The 22,944-nt window shown below is 66.6% G+C and carries 19 protein-coding genes and 1 tRNA gene; 15 read left to right on the top strand and 5 right to left on the bottom strand.

Translation table 11 applies throughout. The features are described 5' to 3' along the window. Positions 1-51: 51 nt before the first annotated feature. Together ACQY8B_RS11890 and rng are read left to right on the top strand one after the other, a co-directional pair. Positions 52-654: a Maf family protein gene (locus tag ACQY8B_RS11890; protein ID WP_422086894.1), complete on the top strand. Its 603-nt coding sequence runs from the start codon at positions 52-54 to the stop codon at positions 652-654. A gap of 10 nt (positions 655-664) precedes the next feature. Next, positions 665-2,191 (top strand): ribonuclease G, encoded by a 1,527-nt coding sequence (rng, locus tag ACQY8B_RS11885; RefSeq protein WP_422086893.1) that lies wholly within the window; start codon positions 665-667, stop codon positions 2,189-2,191. Positions 2,192-2,210: 19 nt separating this feature from the next. Here the strand turns inward: rng and msbA are convergent, their stop codons facing one another. Further along, positions 2,211-3,995, bottom strand: coding sequence for a lipid A export permease/ATP-binding protein MsbA (gene msbA / locus ACQY8B_RS11880; protein WP_422086892.1), 1,785 nt, complete (start codon positions 3,993-3,995; stop codon positions 2,211-2,213). Between the two features lie 252 nt (positions 3,996-4,247). Here msbA and tolB point away from each other — a divergent pair, with 252 nt between their 5' ends. The 5 genes from tolB to ACQY8B_RS11855 all read left to right on the top strand — a co-directional run bounded on the left by tolB (position 4,248) and on the right by ACQY8B_RS11855 (position 7,756). Continuing rightward, on the top strand, positions 4,248-5,474 hold the full coding sequence (tolB, locus tag ACQY8B_RS11875) for a Tol-Pal system beta propeller repeat protein TolB (protein ID WP_422086891.1): 1,227 nt from the start codon (positions 4,248-4,250) through the stop codon (positions 5,472-5,474). Between the two features lie 24 nt (positions 5,475-5,498). After that, the gene (gene pal / locus ACQY8B_RS11870) at positions 5,499-6,017 is read left to right on the top strand and encodes a peptidoglycan-associated lipoprotein Pal (protein ID WP_106934644.1); all 519 of its coding nucleotides are present in this window, start codon (positions 5,499-5,501) and stop codon (positions 6,015-6,017) included. After that, complete coding sequence (gene ybgF, locus ACQY8B_RS11865; RefSeq protein WP_081270502.1) at positions 6,017-6,766, top strand: tol-pal system protein YbgF; 750 nt, start codon at positions 6,017-6,019, stop codon at positions 6,764-6,766. Before pal ends, ybgF begins: the two co-directional genes overlap by 1 nt. Positions 6,767-6,809: 43 nt before the next feature. Next, positions 6,810-7,631: a tRNA threonylcarbamoyladenosine dehydratase gene (locus ACQY8B_RS11860; protein ID WP_422089184.1), complete on the top strand. Its 822-nt coding sequence runs from the start codon at positions 6,810-6,812 to the stop codon at positions 7,629-7,631. A gap of 49 nt (positions 7,632-7,680) precedes the next feature. Then, positions 7,681-7,756, top strand: a tRNA-Lys gene (locus tag ACQY8B_RS11855). An 87-nt stretch (positions 7,757-7,843) separates the two neighbouring features. Here the strand turns inward: ACQY8B_RS11855 and ACQY8B_RS11850 are convergent. Further along, on the bottom strand, positions 7,844-8,344 hold the full coding sequence (locus ACQY8B_RS11850; RefSeq protein ID WP_422086890.1) for a pyridoxamine 5'-phosphate oxidase family protein: 501 nt from the start codon (positions 8,342-8,344) through the stop codon (positions 7,844-7,846). Between the two features lie 272 nt (positions 8,345-8,616). Between ACQY8B_RS11850 and ACQY8B_RS11845 the strand changes: the two genes are divergently transcribed. Further along, positions 8,617-10,002, top strand: coding sequence for an MFS transporter (locus ACQY8B_RS11845; RefSeq protein WP_422086889.1), 1,386 nt, complete (start codon positions 8,617-8,619; stop codon positions 10,000-10,002). On the opposite strand, the gene ACQY8B_RS11840 is transcribed toward ACQY8B_RS11845, so the two are convergent. Further along, positions 9,999-10,271, bottom strand: coding sequence for a helix-turn-helix domain-containing protein (locus ACQY8B_RS11840; protein WP_422086888.1), 273 nt, complete (start codon positions 10,269-10,271; stop codon positions 9,999-10,001). The genes ACQY8B_RS11845 and ACQY8B_RS11840 overlap by 4 nt on opposite strands. A 76-nt stretch (positions 10,272-10,347) precedes the next feature. On the opposite strand from ACQY8B_RS11840, the gene ACQY8B_RS11835 reads away from it, so the two are divergent. Next, entirely contained in the window at positions 10,348-11,412 is a 1,065-nt protein-coding gene (locus tag ACQY8B_RS11835; protein ID WP_422086887.1) for an RNA methyltransferase, read from the top strand. A 153-nt stretch (positions 11,413-11,565) separates the two neighbouring features. Here the strand turns inward: ACQY8B_RS11835 and ACQY8B_RS11830 are convergent, their stop codons facing one another. Further along, entirely contained in the window at positions 11,566-12,987 is a 1,422-nt protein-coding gene (locus ACQY8B_RS11830) for a short-chain fatty acyl-CoA regulator family protein (protein ID WP_422086886.1), read from the bottom strand. A 138-nt stretch (positions 12,988-13,125) separates the two neighbouring features. Here ACQY8B_RS11830 and ACQY8B_RS11825 point away from each other — a divergent pair, with 138 nt between their 5' ends. From ACQY8B_RS11825 to ACQY8B_RS11800, 6 genes are all read left to right on the top strand, one after another. Further along, a complete protein-coding gene (locus ACQY8B_RS11825; RefSeq protein WP_422086885.1) occupies positions 13,126-13,536 on the top strand; it encodes an acyl-CoA thioesterase in 411 nt (136 codons plus the stop codon). Beyond that, positions 13,533-14,696, top strand: coding sequence for a bifunctional 2-methylcitrate synthase/citrate synthase (gene prpC, locus ACQY8B_RS11820; protein ID WP_422086884.1), 1,164 nt, complete (start codon positions 13,533-13,535; stop codon positions 14,694-14,696). The genes ACQY8B_RS11825 and prpC overlap by 4 nt, the downstream gene beginning before the upstream one ends. Positions 14,697-14,762: 66 nt before the next feature. Next, positions 14,763-17,369, top strand: a complete 2,607-nt coding sequence (gene acnD, locus ACQY8B_RS11815) for a Fe/S-dependent 2-methylisocitrate dehydratase AcnD (RefSeq protein ID WP_422086883.1) — start codon at positions 14,763-14,765, stop codon at positions 17,367-17,369. Between the two features lie 19 nt (positions 17,370-17,388). Further along, positions 17,389-18,579, top strand: coding sequence for a 2-methylaconitate cis-trans isomerase PrpF (gene prpF / locus ACQY8B_RS11810; protein WP_422086882.1), 1,191 nt, complete (start codon positions 17,389-17,391; stop codon positions 18,577-18,579). 34 nt (positions 18,580-18,613) lie between these two features. Continuing rightward, a complete protein-coding gene (locus ACQY8B_RS11805; protein ID WP_422086881.1) occupies positions 18,614-19,477 on the top strand; it encodes an isocitrate lyase/PEP mutase family protein in 864 nt (287 codons plus the stop codon). A gap of 66 nt (positions 19,478-19,543) precedes the next feature. Next, complete coding sequence (locus ACQY8B_RS11800) at positions 19,544-19,786, top strand: hypothetical protein (RefSeq protein WP_422086880.1); 243 nt, start codon at positions 19,544-19,546, stop codon at positions 19,784-19,786. Positions 19,787-19,854: 68 nt separating this feature from the next. Here ACQY8B_RS11800 and ACQY8B_RS11795 read toward each other — a convergent pair whose 3' ends face one another. Continuing rightward, positions 19,855-22,941, bottom strand: a complete 3,087-nt coding sequence (locus tag ACQY8B_RS11795; protein WP_422086879.1) for an efflux RND transporter permease subunit — start codon at positions 22,939-22,941, stop codon at positions 19,855-19,857. Between the last annotated feature and the right edge of the window lie 3 nt (positions 22,942-22,944).

Below are 22,944 nucleotides of genomic sequence, written 5' to 3'. Positions count from 1 at the left end.
GCTTATGCCGGCGCGCAACCTGCGGCGCAGGCGTCACAGGAGAACCGAACCTTGTCCGACTTCATCTACCTCGCCTCGCAAAGCCCGCGCCGCGCCCAACTGCTCGGCCAACTCGGCATTCGCCATGCGCTGCTGCTCGCCGATTCCAGCGAGGATGCAGAGTCGCTCGAAGCAGTGCTGCCGAACGAGGCACCGGCCTCCTACGTGCAGCGCGTGACCGCCCTCAAGCTCGATGCGGCGGTTGCGCGGCTGGAGCGGCGCGGGCTGGCCAATGCGCCGGTGCTCTGCGCCGACACCACCGTCGCGCTGGGCCGCACCATCCTCGGCAAGCCCGAGGACTCCGCCGATGCCGCGCGCATGCTCGCCACGCTCTCCGGCACGACGCACCGCGTGCTGACGGCCGTGGCGCTGCAGGACGGCGACCGGCGCCATGCCGCGCTCAGCGTCTCGCGCGTGCGCTTCGCGAAGATCACCGAAGCGCAGATTGCCCGCTACGCCGACAGCGGCGAGCCGCTCGGCAAGGCAGGGGCCTACGCCATCCAGGGCGCGGCGGCCGCGTTCATCGAGCACATCAGCGGGTCCTATTCGGGCATCATGGGACTTCCCATGTTCGAGACCGCCGAGCTGCTCCGTGGCGCCGGTTTCAATACCTGACAAGAATTCCATGCAAGACATCCTGATCAACTGGTCCCCGCAAGAGACCCGTGTGGCGCTGGTCGAGCACGGCGCGGTGCAAGAGCTGCACGTCGAGCGCACGCTGGAGCGCGGGCTGGTCGGCAACATCTACCTCGGCAAGGTCTCTCGCGTGCTGCCGGGCATGCAGTCGGCCTTCATCGACATCGGCCTGGAGCGCACCGCCTTCCTGCACGTGGCCGACATCGTGGCGCCGTTCACGCCGGGCTCGCGGCCCAGCGCGCCGGCGCCGGAACGAGACCACCGCAACGGCGGGCCGATGGTGCCCATCGAGAAGCAGGTGTTCGAAGGCCAGTCGCTGCTGGTGCAGGTCATCAAGGACCCGATCGGCACCAAGGGCGCACGGCTGTCGACGCAGATCAGCATCGCCGGGCGCCTGCTGGTGTTCCTGCCGCAGGACAACCATATCGGCGTGTCGCAGAAGATCCCATCGGACCAGCGCGAGTCGCTGCGCAACCGCATGCTGGCGCTGATCGAAGCGGCCGCGGCGGCCGATAGCGGCGGCGTGGTGCCGGCCAACACCGGCGGTTTCATCCTGCGTACCAACGGCGAGGATTCCTCCGACCCCGAACTGGCCGAAGACATCGCCTACTTGCGCAAGACATGGTCGCGCATTCGCGAGGCATCGATGCGCATGCCGCCGATGTCGCTGCTGCATCAGGACCTGAGCCTGCTGCAGCGCGTGCTGCGCGACATGACCAGCGAAGACACGCAGACCATCCGCATCGACTCGCGCGAGCAGTTCGACGTGCTGCTGAAGTTCGGCCTCGAATTCATGCCCAAGGCGGCCGGCAAGCTGCAGCACTACAAAGGCGAGCGGCCGATCTTCGATCTGTATTCGGTTGACGAGGAAATCGCAAAGGCGCTGGGGCGGCGCGTCGAGCTCAAGTCGGGCGGCTACCTCGTGGTCGACCAGACCGAGGCGCTGACCACGGTGGACGTGAACACCGGCGGCTTCGTCGGTGCGCGCAACTTCGACGACACCATCTTCAAGACCAACCTGGAGGCGGCGCAGGCCATTGCGCGGCAGCTGCGGCTGCGCAACCTGGGCGGGATCATCATCGTCGACTTCATCGACATGGGGCGCGACGACCACCGAGAGCAGGTTCTCGGGGAGTTTCGCAAGCAACTGGCACGAGACCGCGTGAAGACCACGGCGGGCGGTTTCTCGCAGCTCGGCCTCGTCGAGATGACGCGCAAGCGCACCCGCGAATCGCTGGCGCACATGCTGTGCGAACCTTGCGCAGCATGCGGCGGGCAGGGCATCGTGAAGACTGCGCGCAGCGTGGCCTACGACGTGATGCGAGAGATTCTTCGCGAGGCGCGCCAGTTCACGCCGCGCGAGTTCCGCATCGTGTCGTCGCCGCAGGTGATCGAGCTGTTCCTCGACGAGGAAAGCCAGCACCTGGCGGGCCTGAGCGACTTCATCGGCAAGCCGATTTCGCTGCAGTCCGAACCGGCGATCGGGCAGGGACAGTACGACATCGTGCTGCTCTGACCTGCCCGCCAGGGCCTGGTCAGAGCGTCGGGTCTTGCCCCGGCGGTGCGCTGCGCACCGCCAGCGTCTGCAACCGCGCATAGAGGCCGTCGAGCTGCATCAGCTGCTCGTGGCTGCCTTGCTCGGCAATGCGGCCTTGCTCCATCACGATGATGCGGTCCGCGTGCTGGATGGTCGACAGGCGGTGGGCCACGATCAGCGTGGTGCGGTTCTGCATGAGGCGCTGCAGGGCGTCCTGCACGAGGCGCTCCGATTCGGTGTCTAGCGCGGAGGTGGCTTCGTCGAGCAGCAGCACCGGCGCGTTCTTGTAGAGCGCACGGGCAATGGCCAAGCGCTGGCGTTGGCCGCCCGACAGCTGCGTGGCGTTGTGGCCCAGCACGGTGTCGATGCCCTGGGGCAGGTTTTCCACGTGCGAGCTCAGGTTGGCCGCCTCTATGCACTGCAGCACGCGTTCGCGATCGATCTCCGAGCCCAGCGCCACGTTGGCCGCAAGGGTCTCGTTGAGCATCACCACGTCCTGGCTGACCATCGCGAACTGCGCACGCAGGCTCTTCAGTTGCCATTCGCTGGTGTCGTGTCCATCGAGCAGCACCTGGCCGCTGCTGGGCTGCACGAAGCGCGGCAGCAGGTTGACCAGCGTGGTCTTGCCCGACCCCGAGGGGCCCACGAAGGCGACGACCTGGCCAGGCTCGATGGTCAGGCTCACGCCGTCGAGGGCACGCTGTTCGTCGTCGCCGCGGTAGCTGACCTGCACGTTGCGCAACTCGATGCGGCCCTGGGCGTGCTCGAGGTTGAACGTGCCCTGCGACTCCGGCGCGACCTCGTCGATCAACACCAGCCCGCGTTCCAGGGCGGCCAGGCCGCGCGTGATCGGCCCGGCCACTTCGGCCAGCCGGCGGATAGGCGCGATCAGCATCAGCATGGCCGTGATGTAGGCGACGAAACCGCCCACCGTAAAGCCCTGCTTGCCGCTCTGCCACAGCGCGATCATCACCACCACCGACAGCGCCAGCGAGGCCATCATCTGCGTGAGCGGCGTGGTCGCGGCCTGGGCGATGGTCGATTTCACGGCCAGGCGGTTCAGGCGCTGGCTCAGCTGTTCGAAGCGTTGGCCCTGCGCGCCTTCTGCGCCGTGCAGGCGCACCACGCGGTGGGCGAGCACGTTTTCCTCGACCACATAGGCCAGCTCGTCGGTGGCCTGCTGGCCCTGCTGCGTGAGCCGGTAGAGCCGCTTGGAGAACACCTTCATGATCCACGAGATGCTGGGCACCAGGAAGGCGACGATGAGGGTGAGCTTCCAGTTCAGGTAGACCAGATATCCCAGCAGCGCGATCAGCGTGAAGCCGTCGCGCGAAAGGCCGAGCAGCGCCTGCACCAGCAGCATTGCGCCGGTCTGCACTTCGTAGACCACGGTGTTCGAAAGCGCACTGGCCGACTGCCGCGCGAACAGCGCGAGTTCCGCGCCGAGCAGCCGCTCGAACATCACTCGCCGCAGCTTCTGCATGCCCTCATTGGCGATGCGCGACAGGGCGTACTGGGAAATGAACTGGGCAATGCCGCGCACCGCAAACAGCAGCAGCACGGCGGCGGGCACGAACCACAGCGGCATCTCGCCGCGGGTGAAGCCGCGGTCGAGCAGCGGCTTGAGCAGGGCGGCCATGAGCGGCTCGGTGATTGCCGCCAGCATCGCCCCGCTCAATCCAAGGGCCCACCATTGGCGCGAGCCGCCGAACCAGGTCATGAGTCGCGCCAGACGGCGCATCAGGGGAGGGCGAGGAGTCTCGCCGCCGGGGGAAGCTTGCATGGCGGCGGATTCTACGGGTGCCCCTGTTCCGGGCTTCCTGAACTGATTCTGTAGGACCGCGCCGCTGGATAAACGTTTTGTGACGGCGTCTCCAAACCAGTGTGTAACATGTGGCCCGTCAAGCCGGGGAGAACTTTTTACCCGGAAACCTCTCCGAACCGCATGAACAAGCCGTTGCCAACTCCAATTCCAACTCCTTCTTCATCGCTATTTGCACGCCGCACTCTCATCGCGGCCCTAGCCGCCACTCCCATGCTTCCTGCACTGGCCCAGTTCCGGGTCGAAGTGTCGGGCGTCGGGCTGACGCAGTTGCCGATCGCGCTCGTTCCCTTCAAGGGACAGGAATCCTCCCCGCAGAAAATCTCCGACATCGTCCAGGCCGACCTGGAGCGAAGCGGCCAGTTCCGTGGCGTCGACGCCTCGGGCCAGGCGCTGGACGAGGCCTCGCGCCCCGACCTGTCGCTGTGGCGCCAGCGCACCGCCGACTCGCTCGTGGTGGGCAGCGTCAGCCGCCTGGCGGACGGCCGCTTCGACGTGCGTTTCCGGCTGTGGGACGTGGTCAAGGGACAGGATCTCGGCGGGCAGAGCTACACCGTGCCGCAAGGCGACCTGCGCCTGGCCTCGCACCGCATTGCCGACTACGTCTATGAAAAGCTGACGGGCGAAAAGGGCATCTTCTCGACGCGCATCGCCTACGTTACCAAGGCCGGCAGCCGCTATTCGCTGTGGGTGGCCGACGCCGACGGCGAGAACGCGCAAGCCGCGCTGGCCAGCCCCGAGCCCATCATCTCGCCGTGCTGGTCGTCCAACGGCCAGCAACTGGCATACGTGTCCTTCGAGTCGCGCAAGCCGGTCGTCTACGTGCACAACGTGGCCAGCGGCCAGCGCCGCCTGCTCGCGAACTTCAAGGGATCGAACAGCGCACCGGCCTGGGCACCCGACGGCAATTCGCTGGCCGTCACCCTCAGCCGCGACGGCGGCTCGCAGCTCTTCACCATTCCGGCCGGCGGCGGCGAACCGCGCCGCCTGACGCAAAGCTCGAGCATCGACACCGAGCCGGCGTTCTCCGCCGACGGCAGCACGATCTACTTCGTCAGCGACCGTGGCGGTGCCCCGCAGATCTACAAGATGGGCGCCAGCGGCGGCAGCCCGACACGGGTGACCTTCAGCGGCACCTACAACATTTCTCCGGCTGTCAGCGGCGATGGCCGGTGGTTGGCCTACATCTCCCGCGTGGGAGGTGCGTTCAAACTCCATGTTATGGAGTTGGCCACCGGCAATGTCAGCGCCATCACCGACACCACCGCCGACGAGAGCCCGAGTTTTGCCCCGAACAGCAAATTGATCGTCTATGCCACGCAGCTGCAAGGCCGCGAAGCCCTGATGACGACCACTTTGGATGGAAAAATAAAGGCACGACTGGCTGGGCAGGCGGGAGACATAAGAGAACCGGACTGGGGTCCGTTTCAAAAGCAATGATTAGGTTTACTTGAGGAGTTCGAAATGTTGAAACGTACGATCTATTCGCTGGCCATCGTGGCCCTTATTGCCGGTTGCTCGTCGGGCACCAAGCTCAACGAAACGCCGGTGACCGACCGCTCCGGCACCGCCGGCGGCCAGCAAGGTGGCGCTAGCGCCGTGGCTCCTGTGACCATCGATCCGAACGCGGGCACCGCGCAAGGTCCGGTGGGCGTGGCGCGCATCATCTACTTCGATTACGACAGCTACACGGTCAAGCCCGAGTTCCAGTCGGCCATCGATGGTCATGCACGTTTCCTCAAGGCCAACCCGCAGCGCCGCGTGTCGATCGAAGGTCACACCGACGAGCGCGGCGGCCGCGAATACAACCTGGCGCTGGGCCAGAAGCGTTCGGAAGCCGTGCGTCGTGCACTGACCCTGCTGGGCGTGAACGACAACCAGATCGAAGCCGTGAGCTTCGGCAAGGAAAAGCCGGCCGTCCAGGGTTCGGGTGAAGAAGTCTGGGCGCAGAACCGTCGCGCCGAAATCACGTACCGCCAGTGATGCACCGCGCTGTATTGCGAGGCGCGGCGCTGGCTGCCGCCTTGCTTTGTGTCTCGGTGGGGTCGCAGGCCGCACTGTTCGAGGATGACGAGGCTCGCCGCGCCATCCTCGACTTGCGCCAGCGCGTCGAGGCCATGCGCCAGCAAACCGACCAGCGACTGACCGACGAGAACGGGCAATTGCGTCGCAGCCTGCTCGATCTGCAGAACCAGATCGAGCAGATGCGAGGCGATTTGGCGCGCATGACCGGCCAGAACGAGCAGCTCACGCGTACCGTGAGCGAAATGCAGTCCCGCCAGACCACCCTCGACGACAAGCTCAAGCAGAGCGAGCCCTCGAAGGTGTCGGTGGACGGCCGCGAGTTCAACGCCGATCCGAAGGAAAAAGCCGATTTCGACGCCGCCCTTGGTGTATTCCGCTCTGGCCAGTTCGCGCAGGCGCAGACCGCGTTCGCCGAATTCGTCAAGCGCTACCCGCAGAGCGGCTACAACGCCTCGGCGCTGTTCTGGCTCGGCAACGCCCAGTACGCCACGCGCAACTACAACGAGGCGATCGCGAATTTCCGTTCGATGCTCTCGCTCGCGCCCGACCATGCCAAGGCCCCCGAGGCCGTGCTGTCGATCGCGAACTGCCAGATCGAACTGAAGGACACGCGCGCCGCGCGCCGCACGCTGGAAGACCTGACCAAGGCCTACCCGCAGTCCGAAGCCGCGCAGGCCGGCCGCGAACGCCTCTCGCGTTTGCGCTGATGCGGGCGGAGCTTTCCGCTTGAGCGCGATCATCACTGCCGCAATCACCACTCCTCTTGCCGCCGCGGATGTCGTCATCGACACCGCGGCGCCTGACTATGCGCGCCGCTTCGGCGGCCTGGAGCGCCTGTACGGCGTGGCGGGTGCCGCGCGCATCCGCAATGCGCACGTGCTGGTCGTCGGCATCGGCGGGGTAGGCTCGTGGGCGGTCGAGGCGCTGGCACGCAGCGGGGTGGGGCGGCTGACGCTGGTCGACTTCGACCACGTGTCCGAGTCGAACATCAACCGGCAGATCCACGCGCTCGATGCGACCGTGGGGCAGGCGAAGGTCGAGGCCATGCGCGATCGCATTGCGCAGATCAACCCCGAGTGCAAGGTGCTCGCGGTCGACGAGTTCGTGGAGCCAGGCAACTGGACGACCGTGCTCGAAGCCGCACAGGCCACGAACGGGCCGGTGACGGCCGTCGTCGATGCATGCGACCAGGTGAAGGCCAAGCTGACGATGGCCGCATGGGCACGAGCATCGCGCGCCGCCTTCATCACCGTTGGCGCGGCGGGCGGCAAGCGACAGGCGCACAAGGTCGACATCGACGACCTGTCGCTCGTCACGCACGACCCGCTGCTGGCCCAGTTGCGCCAGCGCCTGCGCAAGGAGCATGGCGCTCCACGCGAAGGCCGCAAGATCGGCGTGACCTGCGTGTTCAGCCGAGAAAGCGTGGCGCCGCCCGATGCTTCGTGCGCGATCGAAGGCGACGGTTCGCTCAACTGCCACGGCTACGGATCGGTGGTCAGCGTGACCGCTACTTTCGGTCAGTGTGCGGCAGGTTGGGCTCTCGACAAAATAGCCTCTAACCTCGCGCTATAATCTTAGGCTTTGCTGGATTCAACGCCGGCAAGAAGCAAAAATTGGTTCCGGGACGTTAGCTCAGTTGGTAGAGCAGCGGACTTTTAATCCGTTGGTCACTGGTTCGAATCCAGTACGTCCTACCAGAACTCCAGAGCGCTCGCCATACAGGCCGAGCGCTCTTTTTTTTGCGGCGGAGTAGCTCGCAGTATGAACAACTTGCGGCCCTTTGCTCAGAGCGCGACCTTCTTGTGCTCACCGAGATCCTTCGGCGGTTCTCCCGTGACAGCAGCCTTCGCCATCTTGTACAGCTGCACCATCTTGCTGTCGTCCACGTCCCAGTACTCGGCATCCGACACGGTCACGGCGAGCAGGCCGAGGTTGGGGTCTGTCGGGCCGTCGGGGAACCAGGCCTGCGCCATCTTGTTGAAGAGCGCCTCCTTCTTAGTTTGGTCCTCAAGCAGCGCGGCGCGGCCTGATACCGAGACGTAGCTGTCGTCGTCGGTGTTCGCATACGCGATGTTCACCACCGGGTCGGTGGCGACGTGGCGCGCGATGTCGCCGTTCTTCGGCACGAAGAAGTAAAGCGTGCCCACGTCGTCGCCGTCCTTGTTTTGCGTGGTCAGCGGATGGCTGTGCAATTGGCCGTCGCCGTGGCGGTGGGTCAGCATGCCGAAGCGGGTGTCCTTGATGAGGTCCCAGAGCTTGCGTTGGTCGGTGGTGGTCGTCGTCATGTCGGAACTCCAGAAAAGTGAAGCGAAGGAATGGAATCGCGGTGGATGTGTGCGATCAGGAAGAACATTCACCGTAAGCGCGCAGCGCGACGCGCCGTGAGGACACACGGCGCACAGCCGTGTGGTCCCGCGCCGACAAGGCCTGCCATGGGGTGACGCTCGCCATTGGCGCGTTGAGGCCGATACGGTCGAGCGCGCCCGTCCCCCATTGCTTACGGCAGCGTGGACGGGGTTCAGGCCTGTCAAGCCCTGCGTATAACGACAATGGCCCCATGCCGCCCCGTCACCGCATCGTTCCCCTCATCGTCGCCTCGCCACTGTTTCTCCAGAACCTGGACACCTCGGTGATGGCCACGGCCCTGCCGACCATCGCGAATGCGCTCGACGTGAGCGTGCTGCACCTGAACCTCGCGATCACCTCGTACCTGCTGAGCCTGGCGGTGTTCCTTCCCGTCAGCGGCTGGCTGGCCGAGCGCTTCGGGCCCCGGCGGGTGTTCTGCGTGGCGGTGGCTTTCTTCTCGCTGGGTTCCACCTTGTGCGGCGCGGCGCAGACGCTGCCTCAGCTGGTGGCGTTCCGGGTGCTGCAGGGGCTGGGCGGCGCGATGATGCTGCCGGTGGGGCGCCTCATCCTGCTGCGCAGCGTTCCGCCGGCGCAGATGGTGTCGGCCATGGTGTGGTTCACCGTGCCGCCCGCGTTCGGCCGGCTGGCCGGGCCGCTGTTCGGCGGCGCCATCGTCACGCTGGCCTCGTGGCGTTGGATCTTTCTCGTCAACATCCCGTTCGGCCTGCTTGCGATTGCCGGCGCGCTGCGCTTCATCAACGACCTGCCTGAAGACAGCTCGCCCGCGCCCTTCGACATCGAAGGCTTCGTGCTGCTGGCCGTGGGCCTGACGGCGCTGCTCGGCAGCCTCGAGATGGTGGGCAAGTCACTGCTGCCGGTGCCGGCCATCCTGGCGATGGCGGCTTTCGGCGTGCTGATGTCGCTGGTGTATCACCTGCGCAGCCGCAGCAAGGCGGCCCCGCTGATCGACCTTGGCATTCTGCGGTTCCCGACGTATCGCGCATCGATCATCGGCGGCACGCCGCTGCGCATTGCGATCGGTGCCTCGCCGTTCCTGCTGCCGCTGATGCTGCAACTGGGCTTCGGGCTCTCGCCTCTGGCCTCGGGCAGTTTGACGATGGCCACCGCGCTGGGCTCGCTGGCCACGCGCACCGTCATGGCCAAGGCGATACGCACGATCGGCTTCCGCTCGCTGCTGGTCGGCGCGACCTGCCTGACCAGCCTTTGCTACGTGAGCTACGGCCACTTCCGCCCGACCACCCCGCATGTGCAGATCTTCATCACGCTGCTGTTTGGCGGGCTGGTGAACTCGATGGCCATGGTGTCGCTGCAGACACTGGGCTTCTCGCAGATTCCCAAGCCGCGCATGAGCCACGCGGCCACGCTGAACAGCATGGCGCAGCAACTGTCGCTGAGCCTGGGCGTGACGCTCGGCGCCACGCTGGTCACGCTGGCGGCGTGGTGGAACGGCAGCGGCGCGGATCGGCTCACGGCGGAAGATTTTTCTCCGGCCTTCGGCGTGGTGGGCGCGATGACTTTGCTGTCGCTGCTGTCGTTTACCAAGCTGTCGAAGGAGGAGGGTGCGGGGCTGCGCTAGGGCTCCCGCGATTCATTTGCCCCAGGCTGCTCCAGCCTCACCGAGATCCCATAAAGCGCCAGCAGCCCCACCATGTGCCCGACCGAAACCCCGGGCTCCCCCGATTCGATCCGCGCAATCGTCTGCACATGCACGCCCAGCCGCGCCGCCGCGGCGGCCTGGCCTTCGCCGGCACTGGTGCGCGCCAGCTTGGCTGCGGCGCCCAGCGCCTTGATGGTCTGGAGAGCGTCTTCCCCGATATCGACTGAAATTCGTTTGCCTTGGGCCATGCCCGGATTGTCCGCCACCAAAGCGGCGCGCTGCGCCCGCCGGGCACAATCCGGGGCCTACAGCCCCCCACATTGCATGCGAATCCACGAACTGAAACGACGACTCCGGGAAGCCGGCGCGGGCCCCAGCCACGAGCAGCGGATCCTGCGGTTGTGGTCCCATGCGCTGCCGCGCAACAGCGGCAGGCGCCTGCCGGCGAGCTTTTTCCCGTCGTCGCTGATGGAAGCCCTGCCGTCCATCGAAGCCGAACTTGAGGGGCTGGCGCGCATCCATGCAGTCCACCCGGGTGCCGACGGTTCCGAGCGGCTGCTGGTGGCGCTCGCGGACGGCCAGACCGTCGAAAGCGTGCTGCTGCCGCGCGACGGCCTTTGCGTCTCGTCGCAGGTCGGTTGCGCCGTCGGGTGCCAGTTCTGCATGACGGGCCGCGACGGCCTGCTGCGGCAAGTGGGCAGCGCCGAGATCATTGCCCAGGTAGCGCTTGCGCGAATGCGCCGGCCGGTGCGCAAGGTGGTGTTCATGGGCATGGGCGAGCCGGCCCACAACCTCGACAACGTGCTGGAAGCCATCGAGCTGCTCGGCACGGTTGGCAACGTCGGCCACAAGAACCTGGTGTTCTCCACCGTTGGCGATCCACGCGTGTTCGAGCGGCTGCTCCAGGAGCGCGTCAGGCCAGCGCTGGCGCTTTCGCTGCACACCACCAAGGCCGAGCTGCGCAGGAAGCTGCTTCCGCGCGCGCCGAACATGACGCCCGAAGAACTGGTCGCCGAAGGCGAGCGCTATGCGCGGGCCACCGGCTACCCGATCCAGTACCAGTGGACGCTGCTCGAAGGCGTGAACGACGGGCAGGACGAGATCGATGGCATCGTGCGGCTGCTTTCGGGCAAGTACTGCGTGCTGAACATGATTCCCTTCAACGCGATCGACGGCGTGGCGTTCAGCCGGCCGTCGTGGGAACGCTGCGAGCAGATGGCCCGCACGCTGCACGAGCGCGGCATCCTGACCAAGCTGCGCAATTCGGCGGGGCAGGACGTCGACGGCGGCTGCGGCCAGCTGCGGGCGCGCGCCGCCGAAGTGGCCGAAGTGGCCGAAGTGGCCGAAGTGCGGGTCGCGATGCCGACAAGAGCCGCGAACCGCAAATAGCCGCCGGCGCAGGCGTCCTCCACGAAGTCTCCCAGATTGGCCGCGATCATCGCGCTGCCCGTTTGATTCCTCCGACGGGCACCTCCCTCCACAGGCCCTTTGCGAGATGGGGGCCATTCAGCCCGCCTCCGTGCGGGCTGCTTTTTTGGAGGCTCAGGTATCCGCCACCGCGTAGGGCGTGAACCGGCTTTCGTTCTCGTTCACGTCCAGCGCCCGCCCGATGAACGGAAACGCCCGCTGCGGGCAGGCCACGCGCTCGCACACCTTGCAGCCCATGCCGATGGGGGTGGGCACGTCCTGGTCGGTCAGGTCCAGGCCCTTGGCGTAGATCAGCCGCGGCGCATGGCGGATGTCGCATCCCAGGCCGATGGCGAAGGTCTTGCTGGGCGAGGCGAAGCCGCGCTGCCCGTGCGACACCGTGCGCGCCACCCACAGGTAGGTGCGCCCGTCGGGCATGCGCGCGAGTTGCCGCAGCACGCGCCCGGGTTGCGCGAAGGCTTCGTACACGTTCCACAGCGGGCAGGTGCCGCCAGTCTTTGAAAAGTGGAAGTGCGTGGCCGACTGCCGCTTGGAGATGTTGCCGGCGCGGTCCACGCGAATGAAGAAGAACGGCACGCCGGGTGCGCCGGGCCGCTGCATGGCGCTCAGGCGGTGGCAGATGGTCTCGAAGCCGACGCCGAAGCGGCGCGCCAGCAGGTCGATGTCGTAGCGGAGGGTTTCCGCGGCCTTCAGGAAAATTCCGTAGGGCAGCAGCACGGCGCTGGCGAAGTAGTTCGCCAGCCCGATGCGGGCCAGCGCATGCGTCGGGGCGTCGTTGAAGTTGGCGCTCTCCAGCAGCGACTCGATCAGCTTCGTCTGCTCCAGCAATGCCAATTGGGTCGCCAGCTGGAACGACTGCTGGCCGGGCTCCAGGCTGCCCGACAGGCGCAGCACGCGGCTGGCGGGGTCGTAGCGGCGCTGGCTGTCCATGGCGTCGTCGTCCGTGGGCACCACGCGCACGCCGTGTTGATTCATGAGCCGCGACTGCAGCCATTCGGACAGCGAGCCGCCGTGGCCGCGCGCTTCGTCCGCGAGCTTTTCCGCCAGCAGGTCCAGTTCCTCGAAGTGGTTCTGGTGCGCGAAGAAGAAATCGCGCACCGCCTCGAAAGGCATGGGGCGCGCATTCGTCAGCTCGCCTCGGCCGTCGCCGAGTTCGTTGGCCATGATCTCCAGGCGCTCCATGGCTTCCTGGTGGCGGCGGTGCAGCGCGAGCAGCGCGCGCGCCACGGCGGGCATCTGCGAGGCCACTTCGCGCAGCTCGGGCAGGGCGACGGCTTCTCCGCCGGGGTTGTCGGCCAGCGCGTCGCGCATGCTCGAGACGAGGCGGGCTTCCTCGTCTTCCGAGAACTGCTGCACGTCGACGCCGAGCGTGCGGCTGATCCTGAGCAGCACGGCCACGGTCAGCGGCCGCTGGTTCTGCTCCAGCTGGTTGAGGTAGCTGGGCGACAGGCCCAGCGCCTGGGCAAGCGCCACCTGCGTCATGCCGCGTTCGGCGCGCAGCTTGCGCAGCCGCACGCCCATGAATGTCTTGCTCATCGTGAGGTTCCTTCGGAATGCGCGCCGTTTTGCGAAAGCTGAGTATTCGCAAGATTTGCAAAAAAGGGGTTTCTCATTCGCAATGATTGGCCAATTCAGGCCTTCATTATGGGTGTGCATTTGCGTAAATTGCGAACCATGACAAACCGGGACACAGCGCTCGAACTCACCGAAATCGTGTTCCCGGAGCACGCCAACCACTACGGCACGCTGTTCGGCGGCAACGCCCTGATGCTGATGTCCAAGGCGGCCTTCCTGGCGGCACGGGCTTTCGCGCAGGCCGACGTGGTCATGGCCGGCTGCGGCGACGCGCAGTTCCTGGCACCCGTGCCGGTCGGCAGCGTGCTGCGGCTGCGCGCATGGGTCAGCCGGCAGGGCCGCAGTTCGCTCACGGTCAGCGTCGCCGGCACCTTCGAGCAACTGGGGCAGGCGCCGCGCGAGGCGCTGCGCTCCTTTTTCGAGATGGTCGTCGTCGACAAGAGCGGACGGCCCAGGCGCATACCCAAGGCATATCCAGCACACCCGAATCCAGAAAAGGAAGCAGCATGAACGACATCGCAACCCCCGCCGCCCCCGGCTTCAAGCCCAAGAAATCCGTGGCCCTGTCCGGCGTGACCGCCGGCAACACCGCGCTGTGCACGGTCGGGCGTACCGGCAACGACCTGCACTACCGCGGCTACGACATTCTCGACATTGCGCAGGTCTGCGAGTTCGAGGAAATTGCCCACCTGCTCGTGCACGGCAAGCTGCCCACGGCCGCGGAACTGCGCGCCTACAAGGCGAAGCTCAAGTCGATGCGCGGCCTGCCCGCGAGCCTGAAGGAAGCGCTGGAGCAACTGCCCGCCGGCGCCCACCCGATGGACGTGATGCGCACCGGCGTCTCGTCGCTGGGCTGCATGCTCCCCGAGAAGGAAGACCACAACCTGCCCGGCGCGCGCGACATCGCCGACCGGCTGATGGCTTCGATGGGTTCGATGCTGCTGTACTGGTACCACTGGTCGACGCAGGGCAAGCGCATCGACGTGGAAACCGACGACGACTCGATCGGCGCGCACTTCCTGCACCTGCTGCACGGCCGCAAGCCCTCGGCGAGCTGGGAGCGGGCGATGCACACATCGCTCAACCTCTACGCCGAGCACGAGTTCAACGCCTCCACCTTCACCGCGCGCGTGGTGGCCGGCACCGGCTCCGACATGTACTCGGCCATCACCGGCGCGATCGGCGCGCTGCGCGGGCCCAAGCATGGCGGCGCCAACGAGGTGGCCTTCGAGATCCAGAAGCGCTACGACGCGCCGGACGAGGCCGAGGCCGACATCCGTCGCCGCGTGGAGGCCGGGGAAGTGGTGATCGGCTTCGGCCACCCGGTCTACACCGTGAGCGACCCGCGCAACGTGGTCATCAAGGGCGTGGCGAAATCGCTGTCGGAAGAGGCCGGCTCTACCAAGATGTTCGACATTGCCGAGCGCCTGGAGAGCGTGATGTGGGAGGTCAAGAAGATGTTCCCCAACCTCGACTGGTTCAGCGCCGTGAGCTACCACATGATGGGCGTGCCCACGGCGATGTTCACGCCGCTGTTCGTCATCGCGCGCACCTCGGGGTGGGCCGCGCACATCATCGAGCAGCGCATCGACAACAAGATCATCCGGCCGAGCGCCAACTACACCGGGCCGGAAGACCTGAAGTTCGCGCCGATCCAGGATCGGAAGTAAAAAGAGAAGAAGAGACAAGAGAAAAAAGCGAGTCCGCACGCGTTGTGCGGGCCCGAGCGCCGCCCCATGAACATCCAATACCGCAAGAACCTCCCCGGCACTTCGCTGGACCATTTCGACGCACGCGAAGCCGTCGAGGCCATCCGCCCGGGCGCCTGGGCCACGCTGCCCTACACCTCGCGCGTGCATGCCGAGAACCTCGTGCGCCGCTGCGACCCGTCCATCCTCCGGCAAAGCCTGACGCAGATCGTCGATGGAAAGAGGGAACACGATTTCCCGTGGTTCCCGGCGCGCGTGGTGTGCCACGACATCCTCGGGCAGACCGCGCTGGTCGACCTGGCCGGGCTGCGAGATGCCATTGCACAGCAGGGCGGCGACCCGGCCCAGGTGAACCCGGTGGTGCCGGTGCAGCTCATCGTCGACCATTCGCTGGCGGTGGAGTGCGGCGGCTTCGACCCGGATGCCTTCGAGAAGAACCGCGCCATCGAGGACCGGCGCAACGAAGACCGCTTCCACTTCATCGAATGGACGAAGCGGGCCTTCAAGAACATGGAGGTGATCCCGCCGGGGAACGGGATCATGCATCAGATCAACCTGGAGCGGATGTCGCCCGTGGTGCATGCGCAGGACGGCGTGGCCTTCCCCGACACGCTGGTCGGCACCGACAGCCACACGCCGCACGTCGACGCGCTGGGCGTGATCGCCGTCGGCGTGGGCGGCCTGGAGGCCGAGAACGTGATGCTGGGCCGCGCCTCGTGGATGCGCCTGCCCGTCATCGTCGGCGTGAAGCTCTCGGGCCGGCCGCAGCCGGGCATCACCGCTACCGACGTGGTGCTGGCGCTGACCGAGTTTTTGCGCAAGTCGAAGGTGGTGGGGGCGTACCTGGAGTTCCACGGCGAGGGCGCCTCGAGCCTCACGCTCGGCGACCGCGCGACCATCTCGAACATGGCGCCCGAATACGGCGCCACGGCGGCCATGTTCGCCATCGACCAGCAGACCATCGACTACCTGCGCCTCACCGGCCGAGCCGACGAGCAGGTGCGGCTTGTCGAGACCTACGCCAGGCACACCGGCCTTTGGGCCGATGCGCTGAAAGACGCGCAGTACGAGCGCGTGCTGCAGTTCGACCTTTCCACGGTCGTGCGCAACATGGCCGGCCCGTCGAACCCGCATGCGCGCGTGGCCACCACCGATCTCGCGGCCCGCGGCATCGCCGCGCCGTGGAAAGACGAGCCGGGCCGCATGCCCGACGGCGCCGTGATCATTGCGGCCATCACCAGCTGCACCAACACCAGCAACCCGCGCAACGTGATCGCCGCCGGCCTGCTGGCGCGCAACGCCAACCGCGTCGGCCTCACGCGCAAGCCCTGGGTCAAGTCGTCGCTGGCGCCCGGCTCCAAGGCCGTGACGCTGTACCTGCAGGAAGCGGGCCTCATGGGCGAGCTGGAAAAGCTCGGCTTCGGCGTGGTGGCCTATGCCTGCACCTCGTGCAACGGCATGTCGGGCGCGCTGGACCCCGTCATCCAGCAGGAGATCGTCGAGCGCGACCTGTATGCGACGGCGGTGCTCTCGGGCAACCGCAACTTCGACGGGCGCATCCACCCGTATGCGAAGCAGGCCTTCCTTGCCTCGCCGCCGCTGGTGGTGGCCTACGCCATTGCCGGCACGGTGCGCTTCGACATAGAGAAAGACGTGCTCACCGTGATCGACGGCAAGGAAATCCGCCTGAAGGACATCTGGCCCGCCGACGAGGAAATCGACGCCATCGTGAAGTCGAGCGTCAAGCCCGAGCACTTTCGCCGGGTGTACGAGCCGATGTTCGCCATTGAGCCCGACACCGGCGAGAAGGTGACGCCGCTGTACGACTGGCGCGCCGCGTCCACCTACATCCGCCGACCGCCGTACTGGGAAGGCGCACTGGCCGGCGAACGCACGCTCAGCGGCATGCGTCCGCTGGCGGTGCTGCCGGACAACATCACCACCGACCATCTTTCGCCGTCCAACGCGATCATGATGGACAGCGCGGCCGGCGAGTATCTGCACAGGATGGGCCTGCCGGAGGAAGACTTCAATTCCTACGCCACCCACCGCGGCGACCACCTCACCGCGCAGCGCGCCACCTTCGCCAACCCCACGCTCAGAAACGAGATGGTGCGCAACGCCGACGGCACGGTGAAGGCCGGCTCGCTGGCGCGCGTGGAGCCGGAAGGGCAGGTCATGCGCATGTGGGAAGCCATCGAGACCTACATGCAGCGCAAGCAGCCGCTGATCATCGTGGCCGGGGCCGACTACGGCCAGGGCTCGTCGCGCGACTGGGCCGCCAAGGGCGTGCGGCTGGCGGGCGTTGAAGCCATCGCGGCGGAGGGCTTCGAGCGCATCCACCGCACGAACCTGATCGGCATGGGCGTGCTGCCGCTGGAGTTCAAGCCCGGCACCAACCGCCTGACACTGGGCCTGGACGGCACCGAGACCTACGACGTGGAAGGCGACCGCAAGCCGCGCGCCGACCTCGTGCTCGTCATCCACCGGCGCAACGGAGAACGGCTCGAAGTGCCCATGACATGCCGCCTCGACACCGCGGAGGAAGTGTCGATCTACGAAGCTGGCGGCGTGCTGCAGCGCTTCGCGCAGGACTTCCTGGCCTCTACCGTGCCTGCCTCCGCAGCCTCCTGAACCGACAATTGCACGCATCATGGCTTCCGCACCACAGATCAGGATTCCCGCCACCTACATGCGCGGCGGCACCAGCAAGGGCGTGTTCTTCCGCCTGCAAGACCTGCCCGACGCGGCCCGGGTGCCCGGCAAGGCACGCGACGCGCTGCTGCTGCGCGTCATCGGCAGCCCCGACCCCTACGGCAAGCAGATCGACGGCATGGGCGCCGCCACCTCGAGCACGAGCAAGACGGTCATCCTCTCGAAGAGCGAGCGGCCGGGCCACGACGTGGACTACCTGTTCGGCCAGGTGTCGATCGACCAGCCTTTCGTCGACTGGAGCGGCAACTGCGGCAACCTTTCGGCCGCCGTCGGCCCCTTTGCCATCAGCAACGGCCTGGTCGACGCCGGCCGGGTGCCGCGCAACGGCGTGGCCGTGGTGCGCATCTGGCAGGCCAACATCGGCAAGACCATCGTGGCGCACGTGCCCATGACCGACGGCGCGGTGCAGGAAACAGGCGACTTCGAACTCGACGGCGTGACCTTCCCGGCGGCCGAAGTGCAGCTCGAATTCATGGACCCGGCGGCGGAAGAAGAGGGCGCGGGCGGTGCGATGTTCCCGACCGGCCAACTGGTCGACGATCTGGAGGTTCCAGGTGTGGGAACGCTGCGGGCAACGATGATCAACGCCGGCATCCCGACCATCTTCGTCGACGCCGAAGCCATCGGCTACACCGGCACCGAACTGCAGGACGCGATCAACGGCGACCCCGCCGCGCTCGCGAAGTTCGAGTCCATCCGTGCCCACGGCGCCGTGCGCATGGGCCTCATCAAGCACATCGACGAAGCGGCCGGCCGGCAGCACACGCCCAAGGTCGCGTTCGTGGCAAAGCCCGCCGGCTACACCGCCTCCAGCGGCAAGCAGGTGAGCGCGGGCGATGTCGACCTGCTGGTGCGCGCGCTGTCCATGGGTAAGCTGCACCACGCCATGATGGGCACTGCGGCCGTGGCCATCGGCACGGCCGCCGCCATTCCGGGCACGTTGGTGAACCTGGCGGCCGGCGGCGGCGAACGCGAGGCCGTGCGCTTCGGCCATCCTTCGGGCACCTTGCGCGTGGGGGCGCAGGCGAACAAGGTCGATGGCGAATGGCAAGTGACCAAGGCCGTCATGAGCCGCAGCGCCCGCGTGCTGATGGAAGGCTGGGTCCGCATACCCGGCGACGCCTCCTGATCTTTTTTCACCGACTCATACACAGGAAAAACCGATGTCGACTCGCAAGACCCTCCGATCCCTGGCCGAGGCGCGCCGAGGCGTGCTGGTGCCGGGTGCCTTCAACGCGCTGTCGGCGCGCGTGATCGAAGACCTGGGCTTCGAAGCCATTTACGTCACCGGCGCGGGCGTCACCAACATGTGGTTCGGCCTGCCCGACCAGGGCTTCATGGGCCTGCACGAAATCGCCGACCACACGGCGCGCATCCGCGACGCGGTGGGCCTGCCGCTGATCGTCGATGCCGACACCGGCTTCGGCAACGCGCTCAACGTGCGCCACACGGTGCGCGTGCTCGAGCGTGCCGGCGCCGACTGCATCCAGTTCGAAGACCAGGTGGCGCCCAAGCGCTGCGGCCATTTCTCGGGCAAGGATGTGATCTCCACCGAGGAAGCGGTGAACAAGATCAAGGCCGCCGTCGATGCGCGCACCGACCCCGACCTGCTCATCATGGCCCGCACCGACGCAGCAGCCACCCTGGGCTTCGATGCCGCCATCGAGCGTGCGCAGAAGTTCAGCGAGGCCGGCGCCGACATCCTGTTCGTCGAGGCCGTGACCACGGCCGACGAAATCCGCTCGCTGCCGCAGCGCCTGAACAAGCCGCAACTGATGAACATGGTGATCGGCGGCAAGACGCCGATCTTCGGCGCCGAGGAGCTGGCCGGCCTGGGCTACGGCATCGTGCTGTACGCGAACGCGGCGCTGCAGGGCGCAGTCGCCGGCATGCAGAAGGCGCTGACGGTGCTGCGCGAGACCCGGCGCGTGGACGAAGACCCGGCACTGGTCGTGCCCTTCGCCGAGCGCCAGCGGCTGGTGCGCAAGCCCGAGCTGGACGCGCTCGAAAAGCGCTACGCGGGCTGAGGAAGCGGCTACAGTCGCCCGTTCCTCATCTTCGGCCGGCTCGTCGTGCGGCCACTGACCTTTCCGATGCGCAGCTTCATTTCTCTTTCCGTCATCGCCCTGGCCGCTGCATTGGCCGCCGGGTGCGTCACCCGCACGGCCCCTCGCTACACACCGCTCGGCAACGGCGTCTTCAAGTCGCCGACCGCGCAGGATGCCGAGAACTACTGCCGCAACTTCGGCGCGCCGATGCGCTTCCTGGCCAACCAGGGGGCGGAAGACCCGGCCAGGCGCGTTTCCGAGGGCGAGGTCTTCTACCGCTGCGATTGAAGTAAAAAAGCCCGCGGTCTTCTCGACCACGGGCTTTTTCATGCCGGATGAATGGATGAGCGCAGCGCTCAGGCCTCCGGTGCCACGCTGCCCGGCAGTGCCGGTGCGCCAGTGGCGGTGCCTTCTTCTTCCTTTTCTTCCTTCTGGTGCCGCGCCGCGATGGCCAGGTACATCGCAGGCACCACGAACAGCGTGAACAGCGTGCCGATCGACAGCCCGCTGAAGATCACGATGCCCATCGCCTTGCGGCCGGCGGCGCCCGCGCCCGAGGCAATCACCAGCGGCAGCACGCCGAACACCATCGCGGCCGTGGTCATCAAGATCGGGCGCAGCCGGGTGCCGGCCGCCTCGACGATGGCGTCTAGCTTGCTCAGGCCCTGCTTCTGCAGCCGGTTGGCCACTTCGACGATCAGGATGCCGTGCTTGCTGATGAGGCCCATCAGCGTCACCAGGCCCACCTGCGTGTAGATGTTCATCGAGGCGAAGCCCCAGAAGATGAAGATCATGGCGCCGAAGAGCGCGAGCGGCACCGACACCAGGATCACCACCGGGTCGCGGAAGCTCTCGAACTGCGCCGACAGCGCCAGGAACACGATGATCAGCGCGAACACGAAGGTGATGGCGAAGTTGCCCGACTCCTGCACGAACTGGCGCGACTGGCCCGAGTAGTCCACCGAATAGCCGCTGGGCGCCAGCTGCTGCACCACGCCGCGCAGGTACTCCAGCGTCTCGCCCTGGGTGCCGCTGGGCACGCCCTGGATGGTCACCGAGTTGAGCTGCTGGAAGTGGTTGACCGTCTCCGGCTGCACCGAGTACTTCAGGCTCGCCACGGTGCTCGCGGGCACCACGCCGTTGGGCGTCTTGATGTAGAAGTTGAGCACGTCCGACGGGTTGAGCCGGTCGACCTGCTGCACCTGCGGAATCACCTTGTACGAGCGCCCCGAGATCGAGAAGTAGTTGACGTAGCCGCCGCCCAGCGCCGCGCCCATGGCGTTGCCAACGTCCTGCTGGGTGATGCCCAGCGTGGCGATCTTGTCGCGGTCGACCACCACGGTGGCCTGCGGCAGGTCGATCTTCAGATCGGCGTCGATGTAGTAGAACTTGCCGTCGGCGCGCGCCTTGTCCATGACCTGCTGCGCGAGGGTGTTCAGGTTCTCGAAGGGCTCGGTCGTCTTGATGACGAACTGCACCGGCAGGCCCGAGGCGCCCGGCAGCGCCGGGAACTGGAAGGCCACCACCTTGGCGCCGGCAATGCCGTTCCAGCGCTTCTGCAGGTCGGTCTGGATGTCGTGTGCGCTGCGGGTGCGCTCGTCCCAGGGCTTGAGCAGCACGCCGGCAATGCCCGCGTTGGTGCTGGGCACGCCGGTCAGCTGGAACAGCTGCGCGTACTCGGGCGTGTCGTGCGCGACCTTGAAGATCTGGTCCGCGTACGTCTGCATCTGGTTGATGGTGGCCGTGGGCGCGCCCACCACCTGCGACAGCACGATGCCCTGGTCTTCCTCGGGTGCAAGCTCCGACTTCGACATCTTGAACATCACGAACAGCAGTGCCACCAGGATCACGCCCATGACGATCATCACCGGCCAGGTCTTGAGCACGCTGCGCAGGATGAGCTGGTAGCGGTGGTGCACGCGCTCGAAGATGTGCTCGATCTTCATCGCGAACTTGCCACTGTCCTGCTCGGGCTTGAAGAAGCGCGAGCACATCATCGGCGACAGCGTGAGCGCCACGATGCCCGACACCACCACCGAGCCCGCGAGCGTGAATGCGAATTCGGTGAAGAGCGATCCGGTCAGCCCGCCCTGGAAGCCGATGGGCACGTACACCGCCACCAGCACCACCGTCATGGCAAGAATGGGCCCGCCCAGCTCCCGCGCCGCGAGCAGCGAGGCCTGCATGGGCGACTTGCCCTCCCGCATGTGCCGGTCGACGTTCTCCACCACGATGATCGCGTCGTCCACCACCAGCCCGATCGCCAGCACCAGCGCCAGCAGCGTGAGCAGATTGATGGAGTAGCCCAGTACCAGCATGATGAAGAAGGTGCCGATGAGCGACAGCGGCATCGCAATGACGGGCACCACCACCGCGCGGAAGCTGCCCAGGAACAGGTAGATCACCACCGTCACGATCACCAGCGCCTCGACCAGCGTCTTGATCACTTCGCTGATGGAGGTGTTGATGAAGTCGGTCGAGTCATAGACGATCTTGCCGGTCAGCCCGGAGGGCAGCTGCGACTGCAGGTCGGGGAACACGGTGCGCACCTGCTTGGCCACGTCCAGGATGTTGGCCTCGGGCGCTACCTTGATGCCGATGAACACCGAGCGCACGCCGTTGAACGCGACGTTGAAGTCGTAGTTCTCCGAGCCCAGCGTCACGTTGGCCACGTCCTGCAGCCGCACGATGGCGCCGTTGCTGCTCTTGATGGACAGCTGCTTGAACTCGTCCACGCTGTGCAGCGAGGTGCCGGCCGTGAGCGGCACGCTCACCATCTGGCCCTTGCTCTGGCCGACGGCGGCCAGGTAGTTGTTGGCGGAGAGCGCCGCGCTCACGTCGGTGGCGGTCACGCCGAAGGCGGCCATCTTCTGCGCGTCCAGCCAGGCGCGCAGCGCGAAGGTGCGCGCACCCAGGATTTCCGCGGTCTGCACGCCCGGAATGGCGTTCAGCTTGGGCTGCACCACGCGAACCAGGAAGTCGGTCACGTTGTTGTTTGGCAGCGTGTCGCTGTAGAAGCCGATGTACATCGCGTCGGTCGTCTGGCCCGTGGCCACCGTGAGCACCGGCTGCTGCGCCTGCGGCGGCAGCTGGTTGCGCACGGAGTTGACCTGCGTGTTGATCTCGGTCAGCGCGCGGTTGGAGTCGTAGTTCAGCCGCAGCGTGGCGGTGATGGTCGACACGCCCAGGCTGCTGGAGGACGACAGGTAGTCGATGCCCTGCGCCTGCGACACGGCGGCTTCGAGCGGCTGCGTGATGAAGCCCGCGACCGTGGCCGCGTCCGCGCCGTAGTAGGCGGTGCTGATGGTGACCACGCCGTTCTCGGTCTTGGGGTACTGGTTGACGGGCAGGCCCGCCAGCGCACGCAGCCCCAGCACCACGATCAGCAGGCTCACCACCATCGCCAGCACCGGCCGGCGGATGAAGATGTCGGTGAAGTTCATGCG

Origin of the sequence: Variovorax sp. (genome assembly GCF_965279555.1) — a bacterium.
In the GTDB taxonomy this organism is placed as follows: Bacteria; Pseudomonadota; Gammaproteobacteria; order Burkholderiales; family Burkholderiaceae_C; genus Variovorax.
The sequence above is the reverse complement of the archived record's forward strand: the minus strand, read 5'-3'. Positions and strand labels throughout refer to the sequence as shown.